The organism is Saccharomonospora sp. CUA-673, assembly GCF_001942305.1.
In the GTDB taxonomy this organism is placed as follows: Bacteria; Actinomycetota; Actinomycetes; order Mycobacteriales; family Pseudonocardiaceae; genus Prauserella.
Map to the genome: position 1 here is coordinate 20944 of NZ_MKKE01000003.1, position 20571 is coordinate 41514.

The window sequence follows — 20571 nt, forward strand, 5'->3', positions numbered from 1 at the left end:
GACCATGGTTGCGCATGAGTATGCTAATCATTGCGTGTGAACACTCTGGACCAGCGAATCGTTTCCTGCCTCGTGGCGAACGCCCGCGCGAGCTTCGCCGAGATCGGCAAGGTCGTCGGCCTGTCGGCACCCGCGGTCAAACGCCGGGTCGACCGGCTGCTCGACGAGGGCGTGCTGCGCGGCTTCACGGCGGTCGTCGACCCGGAGGCCCTCGGCTGGGGCACCGAGGCGTTCGTCGAGGTCCACTGTCAGGGCAATGTCGCACCCGCCCGCATCCGTTCGCATCTCGAGCCGCTGCCCGAGGTGGTCGCGGCCTACACTGTCTCCGGTGCGGCCGACGCGATCGTGCACCTGCGCGCCGCCGACATCCACCACCTCGAGTCGGCGCTCGAACGACTCCGCGGTCTGGAGATCATCGACCGCACGGTCTCGACGGTGGTCCTGTCCACGCTGCTGGAACGCTCGCCCGACCCGGGGCAGTGACCCGACGAACGAGGGGTCCTCGACCGGGCCGAGACGGCCCGGTTTCCCAGCGCGTGGGAGGCCCGCTGCACCCCCGCCGCAAGTGAGGTAAGCCAAATCACACCCCAGCACTCGCCCTGAAAACAACCAGTAACCTCGAGGTATTGCGCGCTGGGGCGCGCCAGATCGTGAGAGAAGGATTTCCTGGCCCATGAGCACGAGTGCGAACGGCAGCGCCACCGAGGACTCGGGCGCGCTGTCGGCGACCCGTCAGACGGAGGTCAACCAGCTCGACCGCGTCGTCATCCGCTTCGCCGGCGACTCCGGCGACGGCATGCAGCTGACGGGTGACCGGTTCACCTCCGAAGCCGCTGCCTTCGGGAACGACCTGGCCACCCTGCCGAACTTCCCCGCCGAGATCCGCGCACCCCAGGGCACCATCCCCGGTGTCTCCAGCTTCCAGGTGCACTTCGCCGACTACGACATCCTCACGCCCGGCGACCGCCCCGACGTGCTCGTGGTGATGAACCCGGCGGCGTTGAAGGCCAACCTCGGCGACGTGCCCCGCGGCGGCACGATCATCGTCAACACCGACGAGTTCGGTAAGCGGAACCTGACGAAGGTCGGCTACGAGTCGAACCCGCTCGAGGACGACACGCTGACGGGCTTCGAGGTCCACGAGGTCGCCATGACGACCCTGACGCAGGGCGCGCTCGAGAGCACCGGCCTCGGCAAGAAGGACGCCGAACGCTGCAAGAACATGTTCGCGCTCGGTCTGCTGTCGTGGATGTACCACCGGCCGACCGAGGGCACCGAGCAGTTCCTGCGCGAGAAGTTCGCGAAGAAGCCGGAGATCGCCGACGCGAACATCCTGGCCTTCCGCGCCGGCTGGTACTACGGCGAGACGACCGAGGCGTTCGGCACGACCTTCGAGGTCGCGCCCGCGAAGCTGCCGGCGGGCACGTACCGCCAGATCACCGGCAACACGGCGTTGGCCTACGGCATCGTGGCGGCCGGTCAGCAGGCGAAGCTGCCGGTGCTGCTGGGCACCTACCCGATCACGCCGGCCTCGGACGTGCTGCACGAGCTGTCGAAGTACAAGAACTTCGGCATCACCTCGTTCCAGGCCGAGGACGAGATCGCCGGTGTCGGCGCCGCGCTCGGCGCGAGCTACGGCGGCGCGCTCGGCGTCACCTCGACGTCCGGGCCGGGTATCGCGCTCAAGGCCGAGACGATCGGCCTCGGCGTGATGACCGAGCTGCCGCTCGTGGTGATCGACGTGCAGCGCGGCGGCCCGTCGACCGGTCTGCCGACGAAGACCGAGCAGGCCGACCTGTTGCAGGCCTACTTCGGACGCAACAGCGAGTCGCCGGTGCCGATCGTCGCGCCGGCCACGCCCGCGGACTGCTTCGACATCGCGCTCGAGGCCACGCGGATCGCGCTGACGTACCGCACGCCGGTGCTGCTGCTGTCCGACGGCGCCATCGCCAACGGTTCCGAGCCGTGGCTCATCCCCGACGTGTCGACGTTGCCGGACCTGTCGGTCGAGTTCGCGTCCGAACCGAACGCGCCCGACGGTTCCGGTGAGCACTGGCCGTACATGCGCGACCCGGAGACCCTCGCCCGCGAGTGGGCCGTCCCGGGCACGCCCGGTCTGCAGCACCGCATCGGTGGTCTGGAGAAGGCCGACGGCAAGGGCAGCATCTCGTACGACCCCGACAACCACGACCACATGGTGCGCCTGCGCCAGGCGAAGATCGACGGCATCGACGTCCCGGACGTCGAGGTCGACGACCCCAGCGGCGGCAAGGCGCGCGTGCTGGTGCTCGGGTGGGGATCGACGTACGGCCCGAACGGCGCCGCGGCCCGCCGGGTGCGCAAGAAGGGCCTGCCGATCGCGCAGGCACACCTGCGGCACCTGAACCCGCTGCCCGCCAACCTCGGCGAGGTGCTCGCGTCCTACGACCGCGTGATCGTGCCGGAGATGAACCTCGGCCAGCTCGCGATGTTGTTGCGCGCCAAGTACCTCGTCGACGTCCAGTCCTACACGAAGGTCGCGGGACTGCCCTTCAAGGCCGAGGAGCTCGAGGGCGTCTTCACCGACACCATCAGGGAGGTCACGGCAGAATGACCGACGACGCACTCTTTACCGCGGAGGCGGCGAAATGACCGCTACCGATTTGGGTTTGCCCAGCCTCGGCGGGCTCGATCTGGTCCCGTCGACCGACGAACCGCAGAAGGCCAAGGACTACAAGTCCGACCAGGAAGTGCGCTGGTGCCCCGGCTGCGGCGACTACATCGTGCTCAACACGATCCAGTCGTTCCTGCCGACGTTGGGTCTCAAGCGCGAGAACATCGTGTTCATCTCGGGGATCGGCTGCTCGTCGCGGTTCCCGTACTACATGAACACCTACGGCATGCACTCGATCCACGGCCGTGCGCCGTCGATCGCGACCGGTCTGGCCACGACGCGGCCGGACCTGTCGGTGTGGGTCGTCACCGGCGACGGTGACGCGCTGTCCATCGGCGGCAACCACCTGATCCACGCGCTGCGCCGCAACGTCAACCTGAAGATCCTGCTGTTCAACAACCGGATCTACGGTCTGACGAAGGGCCAGTACTCGCCGACGTCCGACCAGGGCATGGTCACCAAGTCGACGCCGATGGGTTCGGTGGACACGCCGTTCAACCCGGTGTCGCTGGCCCTGGGCGCGGAGGCGACGTTCGTGGGCCGCGCGTGGACTCGGACAAGAAGGGCCTCACCGAGGTGCTCACGGCGGCGGCCCAGCACCGGGGCAGCGCGGTCGTGGAGATCTACCAGACTGCCCGATCTTCAACGACGGCGCGTTCGAGGTGCTGAAGGACTCCGACGAGGCGGCGCAGCGGATCATCCCGTTGACGCCGGGTGAGCCGATCACGTTCGGCCCGGAGGGCGAGCTCGGTGTGACCTCCAGCGGCTACGGCGGTTTCGATGTCGGCAAGGTCGCCGACATCGGCGCGGACAACCTCGTCGTGCACGACCCGTCGATCGAGGACACGGCGTACGCGTTCGCGCTGTCGCGCATCGGCGACCAGAACCTCAACATGACGCCGACCGGCATCTTCCGTCAGGTCAACCGGCCGACCTACGACGACCAGGCACGCGCCCAGGTCGAGCAGGCCCAGCAGGCCAAGCCCGCCGACCTCCAGGCCCTCCTCACCGGCAAGGACACCTGGACAGTCGAGTAACCCCGGGTTTCACACGCAGTCGAGGGCCCCACGGCGACGACCGTGGGGCCCTCGACTGCGTTGGGGGTAACACGGACGTCGAGCGCGCCGCCGCGCGTAGAGCCGGTTTCGGCGAAGGGCGGACCGGGAAGGACTCGGGCCGCACACTGACTCGTCGAAGGGGCGCCGATGGCACGAACCCGAGTGGTGATCGTCGGTGGTGGATTCGCGGGCTATCACGCTGCGCAGCACCTGACGAAGAATGTGGATCACGACGAGGTCGAGATCGTTCTCGTCAACCCCACCGACTACTTCTTGTACGTTCCACTCCTGCCGGAGGTCGGATCGGGGATCCTCGATCCGCGCTCGATCACGAACTCGCTGCCCGGAACGCTGCCGAACGTGCGGCTGGTCCTCGGTAACGTCACCGCGATCGACCCGGATCGGCAGGAACTGTCCTACGAGGACCCCGAGGGCAACACGGACTCGTTGTCCTTCGACCGGCTGGTGCTGGCCGCCGGCAGTGTCAACAAGCTGCTGCCCATCCCGGGAGTGGCCACGCACGGGCACGGCTTCCGCGGCATCCCCGAGGCGCTGTACTTCCGGGACCACGTGACGCGACAGATCGAACTGGCGGCCATGACCGACGACCCGAAGGAGCGCGACGCTCGCTGCACCTTCGTCGTGGTCGGCGCCGGCTACACCGGAACCGAGGTCGCCGCGCAGGGCCCGTCGTTCACCGAGACGTTGGCCGCGCGGCACCCGGAACTGCGCGATCAGCCGATGCGCTGGAAGCTGCTGGACCTCGCACCGCGCGTGCTGCCCGAGCTCGACCGGCGGCTGTCCCGCACGGCGGACGAGGTCCTCCGGGAGCGTGGAGTCGAGATCCTGACGGAAACGTCGATCACCGAGAGCACCGGCGATGGCGTCACGCTCAGCAACGATCAGTTCGTCCGGACACGGTCGCTGGTCTGGTGCGTCGGAGTCCGTCCCGATCCGCTCGTGGAATCGCTCGGCCTGGAAACCCAGCAGGGCAGGCTCGTGGTCGACAAGCACCTGTCGGTGCCCTCCTACCCTCACGTGTTCGCGTGCGGCGACGCCGCCGCGGTCACCGATCCGCACCACCCGGAACAGCTCACCCCGATGACCGCGCAGCACGCGGTCCGGCAGGGAAAGCTCGCCGCCCGCAACGTCCTCGCCTCGCTGGGACACGGAACGTCCGCCGCCTACCGGCACCGCGACCTCGGTTTCGTCGTGGACCTCGGTGCCCGCAAGGCCGCCGCGAACCCGTTGCACATCCCGCTCTCCGGGCTGCCTGCCAAGACGGTCACGCGCGGGTATCACCTGGCGGCCATGCCGGCCAATCGGCTGCGGGTCGCCGTCGACTGGGCTCTGGACGCGGTCGCGACCCGGCCTCGCGTGCAACTCGGGTTGGTCCGATCCGGAGCCGTGCCGCTGGACACCGCCTCCCCCGAACTGCCGGATCTACCTTCGGCCGGGGAGCCTGTGGGCGAGCCGAACACCGACCGTTGACCACGGGCGGCGACGAGCCCGGCCCGCGAGCTACCCGTGGCCGTCGTCAGGTGAGGGGCCGGAAACCTACTCGTTCGGCGTCGGCGGGGCTGCGGAACCAGACCTCGGCGACCATGCGCGGGTACTGCGGGGACGCGTCGGTGACGTAGCGCAGCGCCGTGACACTCGCCTTCACCGTGAAGTCCGGCGACGGGCTCTCCCCACCCGGCAGCGGCATCGCCGAGCCGGGGCCGAACGGACCTGCGTGCAGGTTCTCCGGCTCACCGCCCTGCTCGTCGGGCGCGGCGGCTGCGTCCCGACCGTGTTCCTGATCGGCCGCCTGCGTGCCGTGCCGACCGTTGGTCGGCACCTGGCCCGTGGGCGTGACGAACCGCGTCATCTCCGGCCGCTCATCCTGCACGTCACCGGTCGCCTGGCCCGCTGCCGGCACCTGACCCGTCTGGCCGGTCTGGTCGTCGAAGACCGGTTCGGCCGCGGGGGCACCGCCGCCCTGCCCGGCACTCGACGGTTCGAACAGCGAACCGCTCTGCACGTCGGCGTCGGGCTCGCGGCGGGCGATGGCCCGCATCGACGGCTGGATCGGCTTGGGCGTGTCGAAACCGCCCGGCGGGCGCTGTCGCGGCGTCCGCTTCGGCAGGATGTTCGTCGACTCGTTCGGATCCTCGTCGGACCCCTCGGCCGGACCGCCGCCGAACGCGTACGCCGGCGGATCGGCGGGCACATCACCCGACACGTCACCGGCGACACCGCCGGGAACGCCGCCGGGCACGTCCGCACCGCCGAGGTCGCCCGTGGCGCCCTCGACGTCCGGGTCGGCGGCCTCGGCGCCGGCGGCCGGGCCGCCGCTGTCGGCGGCGAACGTGTCGACCGCGCCGGGCTCGAACAGACTGCCGGGCCGCTTCTGCGGAGGACCGTCGCGGCGCACCTCGGACTCGAAGGTCCCGGGGTCCTCGAAAGCGTCGGAGGACTCGGGAGCCTCGGAACCCGCCGGGCCCTCGAATCCCTCGAACGCAGCGACATCGGCCTCGGGCTCGACGGACGGGTCGATACCGGACCGGTCACCGCCGACCGGGAACTCCTTGGTCGCCTCGAACGACGTCACCGGCGTGAACGGCGGTCCCATGGTCAGTCCCGAACCGATCGGTCGGTCGGAGGACTGCTCGGGGGCCTGGCCGTGGTCGCCGGACTCCGCCGTCGCGGCGGGCTCGGCCGGTTCGGCGGGCGGTTCGTAGTCGGACACCGCCGCCAGGTGCGGCTGGGCGTCCGATCCGATCAGCTGGGTCGTCTCCGTGGCGTCCGGTTCGGGCGCGGAGTCCGGGGCCGGGTCGGAGTCAGCGGTGGGGCCGGGGACCGGGGCGACGAAGCGGGTCGCGTCCTCGCTGCCGGGCTCGTCGAACCCGTCGTCCTCGGACCGGTCCTCGTACGGGAGGTCCTCGCGGTCGTCGAACACGCCCCGGCTGTCGAAGGCGCGCTCCTCGAAGGCACCTCGCTCCTCGACAGCGCCCCGCTCGTCGACAGCGCCGCGTTCCTCGAACGCCCCGCGCTCGTCGGCGGACTCGTCGTCGTACCGCTCGCCGGGCACCTCGAGGTCCTCGGGTCGATCGGCGAGGTCGAAGTCGTCGCGGCCGTCGGCGCCCAGGTAGGAGGTGTCGCCGCCGCCGACGCCGGCGAGGCTGTTGCGCTCCGGCCAGTCCGTCTCGGGTTCCGGCCGACGCTCGGCGTCGTAACCGCCGTCGAAGGCGTCGTAGCCGTCGAAGCCCTGGCCGTCGAAGCCGCCGACGGCCACGTCACCGGTGGCGAGCGCCTCGTCGGCGTCGCTGAAGGGGTCGTTCCGGCCCGGTCTCGCCGCGGGGGCCCCGAGCGCGGGCTCGGAGATGCGACGGAGATCGGCCTCCCTGGCCGCGAGTCTCGTCTCGAGGGCTCTGACCTGCTTCTTCGCCGGACGGACCAGAAAGACCCAGGCCAGGAAGGCGCCCAGCACGAATGCGATCGCGCTGAACACCCAGACCTGCCCGAAAATGGACATTGGTGCGGCGTCCTCCCTCAGTGGGTTCGTGCGACGAGGTAATCGGCGACCGATTCGCAGGCATCCCGCGCCGGAGACGGCGGCAGCGCCGCCAGCTCCGTCCTCGCGCGCTGAGCGTAGCCTGAAAGAGTGGCCCGTGCGCGTGCCAGTCCCCGCGACGAACGCAACAGTTCGAGCGCCTCCGACACCTCCGCGTCACCCGAGATCGGGCCGCTGAGCAGCTCCGACAGTCTCGGGTCGGGCTTGTCCTCCGACAATTCGTACAGCATCGGCAACGTCTTCACGCCCTCGCGCAGATCCGTGCCCTGCGATTTACCCAGTTCGGCGGACGGGGAATCGATGTCGATGATGTCGTCGGAGATCTGGAATGCGGTGCCGATGATGTCGCCGAATCGGCGAAGCGCCTCGATGTACTCGTCGGGGGCGCCGGAAAGCATCCCGCCGAAACGGCCGGAGGTGGCGATCAGCGACCCGGTTTTCTGGCCGATGACGGTCAGGTAGTGCTCGATGGGGTCCTCGCCCTCGGCGGGCCCGACGGTCTCGCGCATCTGACCGGTGACCAGCTCGCCGAACGTCTCGGCGATGATCCGCGCGGCGTCCGTGCCCAGGTCGGCGACCAGCCGCGAGGCGTGGGCGAACAGGAAGTCGCCGGTGAGGATGGCGACCGTGTTGTCCCAGCGCGCGTTGACGCTCTCCGCGCCGCGGCGCATCGTCGCCTCGTCCATGACGTCGTCGTGGTACAGCGTCGCCAGGTGCACGAGCTCGACGGCGGCGGCCGCGGTGACCACCGCGTCGCGTCCCCCTGTGCCGAACTGGCCCGCCAACAGCGTGAACAGGGGACGAAAACGTTTGCCCCCGGCCTCGACCAGGTGCCGGGCCGCCTCGTGGACCTCGGCGACGTCGCTGCGTACGACCTCGTGCAGCACGTTCTCCACGGCGCCCAGCCCGCCGGCGAGGTCGGTCAGCAGCGCCTCGTCGGCGATCTGCAGCCCGACCGAGGCCCGCAGATCCTCAAGCGCGCCGCTCTCCGTGGCGCCGTCACGCACTGACACTGCTCGCTCCCGCCCCTTCGGCACTCGGCCCTTCCGGGCCGTCCGGTCCTCCAGCTCCGGCCCGCGCTGGCTCACCACCGAACAGGCACCGGCCGGAGAATCGGCCCCAGCCTACTGGCAAGTCGTTCCGGTGCGATCACGCATCAGCCCTGCTCAGACGTGACCCGCGACACCGCGCCGGCACCTGCCGGTAACCCGTGGCACACCCTCGGGCGCGCCGCGGGTTCAGCTGCCGAGGGCGAAACCTCCCGCTCCCGCCCAGTCCAGGGCGAACGTGGGCAGCACGCCCAGCAGCAGCGTCACCACGACGCCGAGCGCGATCGACGCCGTCGTGAACGCCCCGGGCACGCTCACCGTCGGCCCGTCGGAGGCCGGTTCGGAGAAGTACATGAGCACCACGACCCGCAGGTAGAAGAACGCCGCGACCGCGCTGAACAGCAACGCGATCACCACCAGCGGGGCCATCCCGTCGGACAGCGCCGCGGAGAACACGACGAACTTGCCGACGAACCCGCTGGTCAGCGGGATACCGGCGAGGGCGAGCAGCAGGAACGTGAACACGCCCGCCAGCAGCGGCGAGCGTTTCGCCAGCCCCGCCCATGCCGACAGGTGCGTCGCCTCACCGGACGAGTCGCGCACCAGCGAGATCACGCCGAACGCGGCGAGCGTGGTGAAGCCGTAGGCGAGCAGGTAGAACAGCGTGCCCGACAGACCCTCGTCGGTGAGCGCCATGGTGCCGATGAGCAGGAACCCGGCGTGCGCGATGGACGAGTAGGCGATCATCCGCTTGAGATCGGTCTGCGTGAGGCCGAGCACCGCGCCGATCGCCATCGAGATGATCGCGACCGCCCACAGCACGCCGCGCCATTCCCAGCTGGTGGCCTCGAACGCCACGGTCAGCACCCGCAGGATGCCGCCGAACGCCGCGACCTTCGTCAGCGCCGCCATGAACGCGGTCACCGGGGTCGGGGCGCCCTGGTAGACGTCCGGGGTCCACGTGTGGAACGGGCCGACCGAGCCCTTGAACAGCAGGCCGACCAGCAGCAGGCCCAGACCGGCGAACAGCAGCGTGTCGGAGCGGTCGGTGCCCGCGGAGGCGTTGGCGATGTCGGCGAGGTTGACCGAACCGGCGTAGCCGTACAGCATCGCCAGGCCGTACAGGAAGAACGCGCTGGCGAACGCGCCGAGCAGGAAGTACTTCACGGCCGCTTCCTGCGACAGCAGCCTGCGCCTGCGCGCGAGGCCGCACATCAGGTACAGCGGCAGGCTCAGCACCTCGAGGGCGATGAACATCGTCAGCAGGTCGTTGGCCGCGGTGAACGCCATCATGCCGCCGAGCGCGAACAGGGCGAGCGGGAACACCTCGGTCTGCATGCCGGTGGACTGCACCTGGGCGCGGTCCTGCACCGTGCCGGGCGCGATGCCGGCCTGGGCGACGAACGCGCCGCCGGGTTCGACGCTCCGGTCGGCGATCATCAGCACCGCCGCCACGCTGAGGGCCAGCAGCGTGCCCCACAGGAACAGGGCGGGCGCGTCGATGGCGAGCGTGCCCGCCAACGTGGTGATGCCGTGTTCGGGCCGGTTCGACACGTACGCCCCGAGCGCGATGCCCGCGGCGCCGATCGACCCGAGCGTGAGAACGACCTGTCCGGACCAGCGCTGGTGCTTGGGCACGAACGCCTCGATCAGCACTCCGACGCACGCGGCGCCGAGCACGATCACCATCGGCATGATCGCGCCCCAGTCGATTCCGGGCGCGTCGATGGTCTCCACTTGCGCGAGATACGGGTTCACGATGGCCGGTTACCTTTCCTGCACCGCGGTGATGGTCTGCTCGACCGACGGGTTGACGGTGTCCAGCACGGGCTTGGGGTAGAAGCCGAGACCGATGATCAACACCACGAGCGGCGCGAGTGCCGCGATCTCCTTGCCGCCCAGGTCGCGGATGGTCTTGCGGGCGCCCTTCTCCGGCGTCTGCACCGCACCCGGCCCCGGTGAGGCGCCCACGAGGGCGTCGCCGCGGACGGGTCCGGTCATGATCCGCTGGTACAACCACAGCACGTAGGCCGCGGCCAGGACCATGCCGACGGTGGCGATGATCGCGAACACCGGCCGGGCCTCGAAGGCGCCCAGCAGCACCAGGAACTCGCTGATGAACGAGTTGGTGCCCGGTAGCGACAACGCGGACATGCCCGCGATCAACAGCATCGCCGCCAGCACCGGCGTCAGTTTCGCCATGCCGCCGTAGGCGGAGATGCGGGTGTCGCCGCCGCGCCGGGCGATGATGCCGAGCACGAGGATCAACATGCCGGTGGCGAGGCTGTGGTTGAGCATGTACGTCGCCGAACCGACCACGGCCTGCTGCGTGAAGGCGAAGATGCCGAGCGCGATGAAGCCGAAGTGGGCGATCGACACGTACGCCACGAACCGGCGCATGTCGGTCTGTCCCGCGGCGAGCATCGACCCGTAGATCACGCCGATCACGGCGAGCACGAGGACCACCGGGGCGAGCACGGCGCTGGCGTCCGGGGTCATCGGCAGGCTGTAGCGCAGGAAGCCGAACGTGCCGACCTTGTCGAGCACGCCGACCAGCAGCACCGTCACGCCGACCGGGGCCTGGCTGGCCGCGTCGGGCAGCCAGGTGTGGAACGGCACGAGCGGCGCCTTGATCGCGAACGCCAGGAAGAAGCCGAGGAAGATCCAGATCTGCGTCTCCAGCGGCGCCTCGCTGACGACGGCCACGAGCGTGGCCCAGTCGAACGTGCCCTGGCCGAGCTCGTCGGAGGCCAGCGAGTAGGCCCCGATCGCCGAGGCCAGCATGATCAGGCCGCCGAGGAACGAGTAGAGGAAGAACTTCACCGCCGCGTACTGCCGCTTCGGCCCGCCGTAGCCGCCGATGAGGAAGTACATGGGGATGAGCATGATCTCGAACAGGACGTAGAACAGGAACACGTCCGTCGCGGCGAACACGGCGATCGTCAGCGACTGCTGCACGAGCACCAGCGACAGCAACCCGCCGACGTCCTTGCCCTCGGGCAGTTTGTCCGTCGAGTTCAGCAGGGCGATCACGATCGGCACGAGCAGCGCGATGACCGCGATCATCAGCAGGGCGATGCCGTCGATGCCGAAGGAGACGTGCACCCCGAACGCGGGTATCCACTCCATCGACGACACCTGCTGGAGCCGGTCGCCGCCCGGGTCGTAGCTGAGCCAGAGCGGAACGATCAGCGCCAGCTCCACAATGGACACCGTGAACGCGGTGATCGTGGCGAGTCGGTCGTCCTTGCGCAGGAGGGCGACGGCCACCGCACCGAGCAGTGGCAGCAGGATCAGTACGAGCAGCCAGGTCATCCGAACCTCACCAACAGAAGTGCGCCGACGATCAGGACCGTTCCGCCGAGCATCGACAGCGCGTACGAGCGGACGAAACCGGTCTGCATCCGGCGCAGTCGCCCGGAGCCGCCGCCGAACGCGGCGGCGAGTCCGTTGACGGCGCCGTCGACGCCCCGGTTGTCGAGGAACACCGCGAACCGTGTGAGCCACAGGCTCGGCGTGGCGACGAGCGCCTCGTTGAGCGTGTTGCCGTACAGGTCCTTACGCGCGGCGCGCACCGGCCAGGCCACGCCCTCGGGCCGTTCGACGGCCAGTCGCGGCGAGTCCTCCGCGGACCTGCGGCCGAACAGCGCCCACGCGCCGAGCACGCCGAGACCCGACATCAGCACCGTCAACCACGGGATGATCGCGTGCGGCAGCACACCGTCGTGGCTCTCGGCGAGCGCGCCGACCGACGGGGCGAGGAACTCGGCGAGCGTGCCCCCGCCGATGAGCCACGCACCGGCGCCGACCGAACCGAACGCCAGCACGATCATCGGTGCCGTCATCGTCGGCGGCGATTCGTGTGGGTGGTACTCGCGGCCGTCGGAGGACTTCTGCCCCTCCCAGCGCGGCTTGCCGAAGAACGTCAGCAGCATCAGGCGGGTCATGTAGAAGCCCGTGATGCCCGCGGCCAGCAGTGCCGTACCGCCGAACACCCAGCCGCGCCAGCCTTCCTGGCCGAACGCCGCCTCGATGATGGCGTCCTTGGTGAAGAAGCCCGACAGGAACGGGAATCCGATGATCGCCAGGTAGCCGAGGCCGAACGTGACGGCGGTGATCGGCATCTTCCGTGCCAGGCCGCCGAACTTGCGCATGTCGACCTCGTCGTTCATGGCGTGCATGACCGACCCGGCGCCGAGGAACAGCCCGGCCTTGAAGAAGCCGTGCGTCAGCAGGTGCGCGATGGCCAGTGCATAGCCGAACGGGCCGAGCCCGACGGCCAGCATCATGTACCCGATCTGGCTCACCGTGGAGTAGGCCAGCACCTTCTTGATGTCGTCGTAGGCGCAGCCGATGATCGAGCCGAGCAGCAGCGTGAACGCACCCACGATGGCGACGACGAGCCTGCCGTCCTCGGTGAGGTTGTAGATCGGCGCGCCACGGGCGATCAGGTACACGCCTGCGGTGACCATCGTCGCCGCGTGGATCAGCGCCGACACCGGGGTCGGGCCCTCCATCGCGTCCGGCAACCATGCCTGCAGCGGGAACTGGCCCGACTTACCGCACGCACCGAGCAGGAGCAGCAGCGCGATCGCCGTGACCACACCCGGCGAGACGTCGCCGATGCCGGCGAACACCTCGGCGTAGTTGGTGCTGCCGATGTGGGAGAACATCAGGAAGATCGCGATCGCGAGACCGACGTCGCCGACGCGGTTCATCAGGAACGCCTTCTTCGCCGCGGTCGCCGCCGCCGGGCGGCCGGTGTACCAGCCGATCAGCAGGTACGACGCGACACCGACGCCCTCCCAGCCGAGGTACAGCATGACGAAGCTGTTGCCCAGCACGAGAACGAGCATCGACGCGACGAACAGGTTCAGGTACGCGAAGAAGCGCCGCCGGTCGCGGTCGTCGGACATGTAGCCGATCGAGTAGACGTGGATCAGCAGACCCACACCCGTGATCAGCAGGACGAACGTCATCGACAGCGGGTCGATGCGCAGTCCGAAGTCCACCTGCAACGCCTCGACCGGGATCCACGACCACAGGGTCGTGTCGGCCGCCTGCGTGAGCGACTCGGAGAAGAACAGCGCGAGACCGTACACAAAGGACGCCGCGACGGTCGCGCAGCCGAGCAGGTGCCCCCACGCGTCGGTGCGCCTACCGCCGACCAGCAGTACGAGCGCACCGAGCGCCGGGAACGCGACCAGCAGCCACGATGATGCGATCACAACTTGCCCCTAGCCCTGTCAGTATTTCAGCAGGTTCGTGTCGTCGATGGACGCCGATCGGCGGGTGCGGAAGATCGCCATGATGATGGCGAGTCCGACCACGACCTCCGCCGCGGCGACGACCATCACGAAGAAGGCCATCACCTGTCCGTCGATGTCGCCGTTGATCCGCGCGAACGTCACGAGCGAGAGGTTCACGGCGTTGAGCATCAGCTCGATGCACATGAACACGACGATCGCGTTGCGCCGCACCAGCACGCCGACCGCGCCGATCGTGAACAGCAGCGCCGACAGCAGCAGGTAGTACGTCGGGGTCATGCCTTGCCCTCCCCGCCGCGCTCGGAGCCGTCGGCGTCCGTGGCGGTGTCGGTACCGGCGTCCGCGTCGGCAGCCTCACCGGAGTCCGGGTCGGCCGAGTCGCTGCCGGCGGTGTCCGCGTCGATGGCCGCGCGGTGCTCGACCGCGGCGAGGTGCTCCCGGTGGGCCTGCAGCTGCGCGGTCGGGGTCGACTCGATGAGGTCCGAGAGCGACTCCGGCGCGATCGACCCGTCCGGCAACAACGCGGGTGTGGCGACCGAGTTCGACGTCGCGAACACACCGGGCCCCGGCTTCGGCGAGGGCCGTTCGTACTCGCCGCGGAACCGCGCCTCGACGAGATCACGCTGCTGCGCCTGCCCTGCTTGGAGTGCCGGTCGGTGAAGGCCAGCACCATCGCGCCCATTGCGGCCGTGATCAGCAGCGCCGAGGTGAGCTCGAACGGGAACAGGTAGTCCTGGAAGATCACGCGGGCCAGTCCGCCCGCGCCGCCGCCGTCGGGTTCCCACGGGTTCATCGGCTGGGCGGGCGGAACCTCCGACAGCGCGCGGGTCAACGCGCCCGCGAGCACGCCGGCGATGCCGACGCCGAGCAGCGCCGCCATGAGCCGCTGTCCTCTGAGGACCTCGATCACCGAGTCGGACGACTCCCGGCCCACCATCATCAGCACGAACAGGAACAGCATCATGATCGCGCCGGTGTAGACGATGATCTGCGTGAAGCCGAGGAACGGCGCCTGCTGAACCATGTAGAGCATGCCCAGCGACAGCATCGTGAGCACGAGCCACAACGCCGAGTGCACGGCGTTGCGCATGAAGATCATGCCCAGGCGCCGGCGACCGCGATCGGGCCGAGCACCCAGAACGCGACGGCCTCGCCGGTGGAGACGGTCGCGTCGGCGCCCGCCTGAGCGAGAAATGTCGTCACCGGACGGCCTCCTCGGTGTCCGTCTCCACAGTGGACTGCTCGGGAACCCCGCGCCCGCGAGCGAGCTCGGGACCGCCCACGTAGTAGTCCTGCTCGTCGTCACCGAGACGCATCGGGTGCGGCGGCTGCTCCATGCCGGGCAGCAGCGGGGCCAGCAGGTCCTCCTTGGTCCAGATGAGGTCCTGGCGGTTGTCGTCGGCGAGCTCGTAGAAGTTGATCATCGTGAGCGACCGCGTCGGGCACGCCTCGACACACAGACCGCAACCGATGCAGCGCAGGTAGTTGATCTGGTAGTCCGCGCCGTACCGCTCGCCCGGCGAGTACCGGGCCTCCTCGGTGTTGTCGCCACCCTCGACGAAGATCGCGTCCGCGGGGCACGCCCACGCGCACAGCTCGCAGCCGACGCACTTCTCCAGACCGTCGGGATGCCGGTTCAGCTGGTGCCTGCCGTGGTACCGCGGTGCGGCGGGGGCGCCGATCTCCGGGTACTCCTCGGTGGCGACCTTCTTGAACATCATCCCGAAGGTGACGCCGAAGCCCTTCAGCGGATCAAAGATTCCCATCGGGCTCTCCTTCCTTCGAGCGTTCGGACGAGCCCGAGCCCGATGAGCTCAGCTCCGTCTGTTTCGTGCCCTCGGACCGGCGCCGTGCCTCGAGCGCCTTCTGCCGTGGCGTGGACTCGGGGACCTTCAGGTCGAGCGGTGGCACGGGGTGCCCGCCGCCGGTGGTGGTGACCAGGCCCTCGTCCTCGGGCGGCTGCTTCTCGGGGATCAACAGGGTCAGCAGGACGATCACGACGATGACGACGCCGCCGATCATGAGCAGCTGGCCCGTCGAGATGCCCTCGGCGTTGCGCAGGGCGCGCACCGCGGCGATCAGCAGCAGCCACACGAGCGCGGCGGGTACGAGGACCTTCCAGCCGAGCTTCATGAACTGGTCGTAGCGGAACCGTGGGAGCGTGCCGCGTAGCCAGATGAAGCCGAACAGCAGGATGCACATCTTCGCGAAGAACCACAGCAGCGGCCACCAGCCTGGTTGATCGCGGCGTCGGGCCCGAAGAACGGGAACATGCCGCCGCCCAGGAACAGCGTGGTCGCGAACGCCGAGACGATCACCATGTTCGTGTACTCGGCGAGGAAGAACATCGCGAACTTCATCGAGCTGTACTCGGTGTGGAAGCCGCCGACGAGCTCGGACTCGGCCTCCGGCAGGTCGAACGGGGCGCGGTTGGTCTCGCCGACCATCGAGATGATGTAGATGACGAAGCTCGGCAGCAGCAGGTAGAAGTACCAGCCGCTCTCGGCCTGCGCCGCGACGATGCCGCTGGTGGCCATCGACTGCGCGTACAGCACCACGCCGATGATCGACAGGCCCATCGCGATCTCGTACGAGATGACCTGCGCCGCCGACCGCAGCCCGCCGAGCAGCGGGTACGGCGAACCGGAGGCCCAGCCGGCGAGCACGATGCCGTACACGCCGATCGAGCGCCCGCGAGCACGAGCAGCACGCTGACCGGAAGCTCCACGAGCTGCAGCACCGTGCGTTCGCCGAAGATCGTCACCTCGCCGCCGAAGGGGATGGCGGCGAGGCCGACCAACGCGGGCACCACCGCGATCACCGGCGCGAGGAAGTAGATCTTCCGGTCGGCCGTGTCGGGGATGACCTGTTCCTTGAACGGCAGCTTGATGGCGTCCGCGAGCGACTGCAGCATGCCCGCCGGGCCCACCCGGTTCGGGCCGGGCCGGTTCTGCATGCGGCCGACGATCTTGCGCTCGCCCACGATCAGCACGACCGTGAAGACCGGCCCGATCAGCATGATCACGACCGCTTTGAGCAGGATCAGCCACCACGGGTCGTCGGCGAGCAGTTCCGCCCGGTTGATCGGTTCCTGCGTTGCCTCGGCCAGCAGCGGCAGGTGTGAACTGAGGGTCACCGCGTGCCTCCTGCGATGTCGACGAGCGCGCCGTGGCCCGCGCCGAGCGTGGCGCGCACCTTCGAATCGGGCGCGTTGCCCGGCAGCCACACGACGCCGTCGGGCACGTCGGCCACCTCGATCGGCAGGGTCACCGAACCGCGGTCGGTCGAGACGGTCACGTGCTCACCGAGTCCGTCGGCGGTCGCCTGCGACATGCGCGCGACGACCCGGCGGGCCGTGCCGGCCAGGGCGGGTTCGTCGATGAGCAGCGATCCGTCGTCGATGAGCTGGCGCCATGTGGCCAGCAACGCCTGCCCCTCACCGGGTTTCGGCGGTTCGCCCGCCGGGTGGTCCGGTGCGGCGGCCCGCGCCGGGTCGACCGGCAGACGGTCGAGGTCGCCGAGCGCGGCGGCCGGGGTCTGGGTGAACAGGTCGGCGTCCATCTCGACGCCGAGGGTGTCGAGCACGCGGCAGTCCGGCAGCGCGCCCGTGCCCTCGAGGGTCACGGTGAACGGCCGGCGCCTGCCCTCCCAGTTGACGAACGTGCCGTTCTTCTCGTCGACCGGCGCGACCGGCAGCACCACGTCCGCGTACGCGGTGACGGTGCTGGGCAGCATCTCCAGCGACACCACGAACGACGCCGCGTCCAGTGCCTTCCGCGCGAGCGCCGGGTCGGGCAGGTCGTCCAGGTCGACGCCGCCGACGAGCAGACCGTCGAGGTCGCGGGTGACCAGGGCGTTCAACATGCCCGTGGTGTCCCGGCCGGGCGCGGCGGGCAGCGCGCCCGCCTCCAGGCCCCAGTGGGACTCGACGGCGGCGCGGGCCGCGGCGTCGGTGACGGGCCTGCCGCCGGGCAGCAGCGCCGGCAGCGCGCCGACCTCGACGGCACCGCGTTCGCCCGCCCTGCGCGGGATCCACGCGATCCGCGCGCCGGTGCGTTCGGCCAGCCGGTGCACCGCGGTCAGCAGCCCCGGGACCTCGGCGGCGCGTTCGCCGACGAGCACGACGGCCCCGTCGGTACGCAGTCCCTCGTCGACGTCGGGCGCGTGCTCCGGGATGCCGTCGACGGCACCGGCCTCTCCGCCCGGCGGGCACGCGAGCAGTTCGCCGAACGTCTTCGACACCGCGGGCGAGCTCCACTGTCCGATGTGGAACACCTGGATGTTCTTCGCGCGGGCGCCCTTGCGCAGGCGTAGGAAGACCGCCGGCGCCTCCTCCTCGGGTTCGAACGCGACGCACAGCGCGAGCGGCGCGTTCTCGAGGTCGGTGAACGTCACGCCGCCGTCGTCGACCCGCGGGCCGCCTGCGACGTGTGCGGCGAGGAAGTCCAGCTCCTCCGCCGAATGCGCGCGGGCACGGTGGTCGATGTCGTGGGTGCCCAGCGCGACGCGCGCGAACTTGCTGTAGGCGTAGGCGTCCTCGACGGTCAGCCGGCCGCCCGGCAGCACGCCGACACCCTTGCCGTCGCGGGCCTTCGCCAGTCCGGCGGCCGCGGCACGCAGCGCGTCGGTCCACGACGCCTCGACGAGCTCACCGCTGTCGGCGTCGCGCACGAGCGGCCTGCGGATGCGCTGCTCGGCCGCCTCGTAGCGGAACGCGAACCGGCCCTTGTCGCAGATCCACTCCTCGTTGACCTCGGGGTCGTCGCCGGCGAGCTTGCGCATCACCTTGCCGCGCCGGTAGTCCGTGCGCTCCGCGCAGCCCGACGAGCAGTGCTCGCACACGCTCGGCTTCGACACCAGGTCGAACGGCCGCGACCGGAAGCGGTACTGGGCGCTGGTGAGCGCCCCCACCGGGCAGATCTGGATCGTGTTGCCCGAGAAGTACGACTGGAACGGCTGCCCGCCCGACGTTCGCGACGCGGCGTCGAGCACGTCGGCCGTCTCCGCGGTACCGATCTGCTGGTGCGCCCCGCGTTCGAGCAGCTCGATGAACGGATCCCCCGCGATCTGCTCGGAGAACCGGGTGCACCGCTGGCACAACACGCACCGTTCGCGGTCGAGCAGCACCTGCGACGAGATCGGCAACGGCTTCGGGAAGGTGCGCTTCTTGTCGACGAACCGCGATTCGGCACGACCGTGCTCCATCGCCTGGTTCTGCAGCGGACACTCGCCGCCCTTGTCGCAGATCGGACAGTCCAGCGGGTGGTTGATGAGCAGCAGCTCCATGACACCCTGCTGGGCCTTGTCCGCGACCGCGGAGGTCTCCTGCGTCTTGACGACCATGCCGTCGGCGACCGTCATCGTGCACGAGCCTGCGGCTTCGGCATCGGCCGGCCGTTCACCTCGACCTCGACGAGACACTGCCGGCACGCACCGGCCGGGTCGAGCAGCGGGTGGTCGCAGAACCGCGGGATCACCGTGCCCAGTCGTTCGGCCGTGCGGATCAGCAGTTCGCCCTTCGGCGCGACGACCTCCTGGCCGTCCACGACGAGCTTGACGTGCCCCTCCGGCACCACCACCTCGGCGGGGGTCGGTGCCTGTCGGGATTCCGGCGCCGTGGTCATGCCTGTGCTCCAACCAACTCACGCTTGTTCGACTCGCACAACGCGAGGAACTCGTCACGGAAGTACTTGATGCCGCTCTGGATCGGACTCACCGCGGCGTCGCCCAGCGCGCAGAACGAGCGGCCGCCGATGTTGTCGCAGACGTCGAGCAACGTGTCGATGTCGGCCTCGGTGCCCTTGCCCGCGACCATCCGCTCGAGGATCTGGGCCAACCAGAACGTGCCCTCCCGGCACGGCGTGCACTTGCCGCACGACTCGTGCTCGTAGAACTGCGTCCACTTCATGACCGCCCACGGCACGGACACCGTCTCGTTGAAGATCTGCACCGCGGTGGTGCCGAGCATCGACCCGGCCTCCGCGGCGCCCTCGAAGTCCAGCGGCACGTCGAGGTGCTCGGCCGTGAACAGCGGCGTCGACGAACCGCCCGGCGTCCAGAACTTCAGCGGAATGCCATCGGACATGCCGCCGCACATCTCGAGCAGTTCCCGCAGCGTCGTACCGAGCGGGGCCTCGTACTGACCGGGCCGCTCGACGTGCCCGGAGATCGAGTAGATCTTCGGACCCGGCGACTTCTCGCTGCCCATCTGCCGGAACCAGTCCGAACCGCCGTTGATGACGAACGGCACCGTCGCGATCGTCTCGACGTTGTTCACCGTCGTCGGCGCGGCGTACAGACCGGCGGCCGCGGGGAACGGCGGCTTCAACCGCGGCTGCCCCCGCCTGCCCTCGAGCGAGTCCAGCAGCGCCGTCTCCTCACCGCAGATGTAGGCGCCCGCGCCCGCGTGCACCGTGATCTCCAGGTCGAAACCCGAACCGAGGATGTCGCGGCCCAGGTAGCCCGCCTCCTTGGCCTCCCGCACCGCCGCGTACATCCGCCGCATCGGATGCAACGCCTCACCGCGGATGTAGATGAAGCAGTGGTGCGAGCGCATCGCGTACGCCGCGATGATGCAGCCCTCGATCAGCGAATGCGGATCGGCCATCATCAGCGGGATGTCCTTGCACGTGCCCGGTTCACCCTCGTCGGCGTTGATGACCAGGTAGTGCGGCTTGTCCTCGTTCTGCGGCATGAAGCCCCACTTCACGCCCGCCGGGAAACCCGCACCGCCACGGCCGCGCAGCCCGGAGTCCTTCACCATCTGCACGACCTGCTCCGGCGTACCCGCCAGGGCCTTGCGCACCGCGGTGTAACCCTCGAGCTTCTCGTAGGTCGCCAGCCGCCACGACTGCGGCGACAACCACCGCTTCGTCAGCACCGGCGTCACCGGGTCGGTCTCCTCCAGGTCACTCATTTCGCCTCCACCTGAGTCCTGCGGGACACCCGCACCCGGTCGGCTCCACGAACGGAAAGAGCGCGATGGTCG

At 69.6% G+C, this 20571-nt stretch carries 10 protein-coding genes and 5 pseudogenes; 4 read left to right on the top strand and 11 right to left on the bottom strand.

Features of this window, described 5'->3' with window-relative positions; genetic code table 11:
• Positions 1-36: 36 nt before the first annotated feature.
• The 4 genes and pseudogenes from BJF85_RS01735 (at position 37) to BJF85_RS01750 (ending at position 5202) form a co-directional block, all read left to right on the top strand.
• A complete protein-coding gene (locus tag BJF85_RS01735) occupies positions 37-483 on the top strand; it encodes an Lrp/AsnC family transcriptional regulator (protein WP_075845480.1) in 447 nt (148 codons plus the stop codon).
• A gap of 190 nt (positions 484-673) precedes the next feature.
• The gene (locus BJF85_RS01740; protein WP_075845481.1) at positions 674-2593 is read left to right on the top strand and encodes a 2-oxoacid:acceptor oxidoreductase subunit alpha; all 1920 of its coding nucleotides are present in this window, start codon (positions 674-676) and stop codon (positions 2591-2593) included.
• A 34-nt stretch (positions 2594-2627) separates the two neighbouring features.
• Positions 2628-3690: pseudogene (locus tag BJF85_RS01745) on the top strand (2-oxoacid:ferredoxin oxidoreductase subunit beta).
• Between the two features lie 168 nt (positions 3691-3858).
• A complete protein-coding gene (locus BJF85_RS01750; protein ID WP_075845482.1) occupies positions 3859-5202 on the top strand; it encodes an NAD(P)/FAD-dependent oxidoreductase in 1344 nt (447 codons plus the stop codon).
• Between the two features lie 46 nt (positions 5203-5248).
• Here BJF85_RS01750 and BJF85_RS30975 read toward each other — a convergent pair.
• The 11 genes and pseudogenes from BJF85_RS30975 to nuoF form a co-directional block, all read right to left on the bottom strand.
• Positions 5249-5446 (bottom strand): annotated as a pseudogene (locus BJF85_RS30975) (hypothetical protein); the annotation flags it as partial.
• 1799 nt (positions 5447-7245) lie between these two features.
• Positions 7246-8280: a polyprenyl synthetase family protein gene (locus BJF85_RS01760; RefSeq protein WP_075845484.1), complete on the bottom strand. Its 1035-nt coding sequence runs from the start codon at positions 8278-8280 to the stop codon at positions 7246-7248.
• A 225-nt stretch (positions 8281-8505) separates the two neighbouring features.
• Positions 8506-10077, bottom strand: coding sequence for an NADH-quinone oxidoreductase subunit NuoN (gene nuoN / locus BJF85_RS01765; RefSeq protein ID WP_075845485.1), 1572 nt, complete (start codon positions 10075-10077; stop codon positions 8506-8508).
• A 6-nt stretch (positions 10078-10083) separates the two neighbouring features.
• Positions 10084-11631 carry a NuoM family protein gene (locus tag BJF85_RS01770; protein WP_075845486.1) on the bottom strand — a complete coding sequence of 516 codons (1548 nt, stop codon included), beginning with the start codon at positions 11629-11631 and terminating at the stop codon, positions 10084-10086.
• Positions 11628-13544, bottom strand: a complete 1917-nt coding sequence (nuoL, locus tag BJF85_RS01775; protein ID WP_075845487.1) for an NADH-quinone oxidoreductase subunit L — start codon at positions 13542-13544, stop codon at positions 11628-11630. Before nuoL ends, BJF85_RS01770 begins: the two co-directional genes overlap by 4 nt.
• A gap of 18 nt (positions 13545-13562) precedes the next feature.
• Entirely contained in the window at positions 13563-13862 is a 300-nt protein-coding gene (nuoK, locus tag BJF85_RS01780; RefSeq protein ID WP_030533804.1) for an NADH-quinone oxidoreductase subunit NuoK, read from the bottom strand.
• Positions 13859-14786, bottom strand: a pseudogene (locus BJF85_RS01785) (NADH-quinone oxidoreductase subunit J). The gene nuoK and the pseudogene BJF85_RS01785 overlap by 4 nt, the downstream one beginning before the upstream one ends.
• Entirely contained in the window at positions 14783-15349 is a 567-nt protein-coding gene (gene nuoI, locus BJF85_RS01790) for an NADH-quinone oxidoreductase subunit NuoI (protein ID WP_075845488.1), read from the bottom strand. Before nuoI ends, BJF85_RS01785 begins: the two are co-directional and overlap by 4 nt.
• Positions 15336-16719, bottom strand: a pseudogene (gene nuoH / locus BJF85_RS01795) (NADH-quinone oxidoreductase subunit NuoH). Before nuoH ends, nuoI begins: the two are co-directional and overlap by 14 nt.
• Positions 16716-19207: pseudogene (locus BJF85_RS01800) on the bottom strand (NADH-quinone oxidoreductase subunit G). The pseudogenes nuoH and BJF85_RS01800 overlap by 4 nt, the downstream one beginning before the upstream one ends.
• Positions 19204-20499 carry an NADH-quinone oxidoreductase subunit NuoF gene (gene nuoF / locus BJF85_RS01805; RefSeq protein WP_075845489.1) on the bottom strand — a complete coding sequence of 432 codons (1296 nt, stop codon included), beginning with the start codon at positions 20497-20499 and terminating at the stop codon, positions 19204-19206. The pseudogene BJF85_RS01800 and the gene nuoF overlap by 4 nt, the downstream one beginning before the upstream one ends.
• Positions 20500-20571 lie beyond the last annotated feature (72 nt).

Coding starts and splice junctions, on each gene's coding strand:
- BJF85_RS01750 (WP_075845482.1), top strand. CDS start 3,859: ATGGCACGAACCCGAGTGGTGATCGTCGGTGGTGGATTCGCGGGCTAT.
- nuoF (WP_075845489.1), bottom strand. CDS start 20,499: ATGAGTGACCTGGAGGAGACCGACCCGGTGACGCCGGTGCTGACGAAG.
- nuoI (WP_075845488.1), bottom strand. CDS start 15,349: ATGGGAATCTTTGATCCGCTGAAGGGCTTCGGCGTCACCTTCGGGATG.
- nuoK (WP_030533804.1), bottom strand. CDS start 13,862: ATGACCCCGACGTACTACCTGCTGCTGTCGGCGCTGCTGTTCACGATC.
- BJF85_RS01740 (WP_075845481.1), top strand. CDS start 674: ATGAGCACGAGTGCGAACGGCAGCGCCACCGAGGACTCGGGCGCGCTG.
- BJF85_RS01770 (WP_075845486.1), bottom strand. CDS start 11,631: ATGACCTGGCTGCTCGTACTGATCCTGCTGCCACTGCTCGGTGCGGTG.